This is a genomic window from Xanthovirga aplysinae (genome assembly GCF_009711365.1).
In the GTDB taxonomy this organism is placed as follows: domain Bacteria; phylum Bacteroidota; class Bacteroidia; order Cytophagales; family Cyclobacteriaceae; genus Xanthovirga; species Xanthovirga aplysinae.
Map to the genome: position 1 here is coordinate 1 of NZ_SMMB01000628.1, position 2,875 is coordinate 2,875.

The window sequence follows — 2,875 nt, forward strand, 5'->3', positions numbered from 1 at the left end:
TTTGTGGAGTGCGAAGTAGTCTCCTTAGCGTAAATGGACTTAGTAAATTTTTGCAACCCCAACTTGATTTTGGTGATACATATCAAATAGTGTGCCTCAATTTTAAGTTCCTAACCCGCAGATTTTCATTATATTAATTAAAACGCTCATTCAATTGTTTTACGATAGCATAATAATAGGAGGAGGGATTGTTGGATTGGCAACAGCCCTTAAAATGAAACAGCAGAAACCTGAATTGAAAGTAATAGTTCTTGAAAAGGAACCTGGAATTGCTTCACATCAGACAGGGCATAATAGTGGAGTGATCCATTCAGGGTTGTATTATAAGCCAGGAAGTCTCAAAGCCCAAAACTGTATCAATGGGTATAATCAATTGCTTAGATTTTGTGAGGAAGAGGATATTCCATATGACCTCTGTGGTAAAATTGTAGTGGCCACAAATTCCAAAGAGGTTACCTTAATGGAAAACCTTTATGACAGAGGTAGACAAAATGGATTGAGCGGATTGAAAAAACTTCAGGAAGGTGAATTAAAAGAGTATGAGCCTCACGTAAATGGGGTGGCAGGAATATTTGTTCCCCAGACTGGTATTGTTGATTATACTTTGGTGGCTAAAAAGTATGCAGAAAAGTTTAAGGCCTTGGGGGGAGAAATCGCCACAGGAGAGAAAGTAATCGAAATCCGACAAGAAAAAAAGTCTACTACTGTGGTTACATTGCTGTCGACTTTTGAAGGGAAGTTGGTAATAAATTGTGCAGGTTTGTATTCAGATAAAGTGGCCAGAATGACACAGGAGAAGCTTAACCTTAAGATTATTCCATTTCGTGGAGAATACTATAAATTGAAAAAGGAAAAAGAATATTTAGTGAAAAACCTTATCTATCCAGTTCCAGATCCTAGTTTTCCATTTTTGGGTGTGCACTTTACTCGAATGATGAAAGGGGGTGTGGAGGCAGGTCCTAATGCAGTGCTTGCGTTTAGTAGAGAAGGTTATAAGAAATCTGATATTGATTTTTCAGAATTAATGGAATCTCTGGCCTGGCCTGGTTTTCAAAAGGTGGCTTTCAAATATTGGCAAACAGGCTTAGGGGAAATGTATCGTTCTTTTTCAAAGGCGGCTTTTACCAAAGCTTTGCAAAAGCTTTTACCTGAAATTACAATGGACGACCTAATTGAGGGTGGTGCAGGAGTGCGGGCTCAGGCTTGTGATAAAAATGGAGGTTTGATTGATGATTTTTTAATTATTGAAGATGAACGTTCTATAAATGTTTGTAATGCTCCTTCTCCTGCGGCTACATCCTCTTTGTCTATTGGAGAAACTATTGCAAACATTGCCTTAAAACGTTTTTAATTTTAGCTCAGGTTATTTTTCTGGTTTATCTCTCCTCTAATTCGAAAGTATATTTGCAATATAGAGTTATCAATTGCTTGGGAGTCTAAATGTCTTTAAAAGAATACTAGTAAATATAACCTTTTCTAAGTTTCTACGTTTTTTATCGAAACTGATCCTATTAGAGAAAACGACTATGCAGAATAAGGTGAAATCGAGAAAAGGAATTTCTTTTGAAGGATGGTTGATTGTCCTTATTTTCTGAATACTAATAAAATTGTAGAATAATATTTGGAAATGTAATTTCTGGGCTTGTATCTTAGCGTTTGAATAATTATGAATTTTGTGAAGCAACATATGAACCTATTCTGTCAAGCGGCATGTATTGCATGTTGTAAGGATTGTTATTGCCTGACGGAAAGGTGTTTTAATGTTTGCTGACTTTAGATATTAAAAGTAGAATATAAAACAAAAAAAGCCTTTCCGTGAACTCGGAAAGGCTTTTTTTGTTTCTGGGAAAAATTTGACAATAGATTTTCAGTTTTCAAATGATCATTGAACCTATAGATAAAAAATTGATGCTCCGGCTTCAGGCTGTGGGAAGACAAATTGGGAATACCCCACTTGTTCCGCTTAATAAAATATTTCAAAAGAAGGAAGTGAGTATTTATGCTAAATGGGAATGGATGCAATTGGGTGGAAGTGTAAAAGCCAGACCTGCCTTTAACATAATGTATCAAGCGGCCCAGGAAGGTTTGTTAAACGGGAGAAAACATCTTTTGGATGCTTCCAGTGGGAATACAGCCATTGCATATGCAGCCATTGGTGCGCAAGCCAACATTCCTGTTACTATTTGTTTGCCGGAAAACGCATCTAAAGAGCGAAAGGCGATATTGAAAGCCTTAGGTGCAGAATTAATTTATACCTCCCAATTCGGTTCAACTGATGAAGCGCAGTTAAAGGCCTTAGAGTTAAAAAATGAACAACCGGAGAAATATTTCTACGCAGATCAGTATGCCAATGATAATAATTGGAAGGCTCATTTTGAGAATACTGGACCGGAAATTTGGAGGCAAAGTATGGGGGAGGTTACGCATTTCGTGGCCGGATTAGGTACTACCGGGACTTTTACGGGTACTGGAAGAAGGCTAAAGGAATTGAGAAAGGAAACGCAATTAATCTCTTTACAACCAGATTCCCCTATGCACGGATTGGAAGGGTGGAAACATATGGAGACGGCAATTGTACCAAAAATATTTGATGCTCAACTAGCAGATCAAAACTTGGATATTTCAACTAATGAGGCTTATGATTGCTTAAAAATGACAGCAAGGAAAGAAGGGATAATCTTGAGTCCCTCTTCAGCGGCTAATCTGGCGGGGGCTATTCGATTGGCCGAAACTTTAGAAAAGGGAGTCCTTGTAACAGTATTTCCAGACAATGGAGATAAATACAGTGAGGCCCTTGAAATAATAAGTGGTACTTAAAGAATATAAAAATGAGTCAATTAAAGGAAAAAAAGGGAACCACAAAAAGTGTTTTAGT

At 37.4% G+C, this 2,875-nt stretch carries 2 protein-coding genes; both read left to right on the forward strand.

The genetic code is table 11. From position 1 onward, the window contains the following. The first annotated feature begins 154 nt into the window (after nt 1-154). Complete coding sequence (gene lhgO / locus E1171_RS03440) at nt 155-1,351, forward strand: L-2-hydroxyglutarate oxidase (RefSeq protein WP_155204090.1); 1,197 nt, start codon at nt 155-157, stop codon at nt 1,349-1,351. A gap of 527 nt (nt 1,352-1,878) precedes the next feature. Then, nucleotides 1,879-2,817, forward strand: coding sequence for a PLP-dependent cysteine synthase family protein (locus tag E1171_RS03445; protein ID WP_155204092.1), 939 nt, complete (start codon nt 1,879-1,881; stop codon nt 2,815-2,817). The last annotated feature ends 58 nt before the right edge of the window (nt 2,818-2,875 follow it).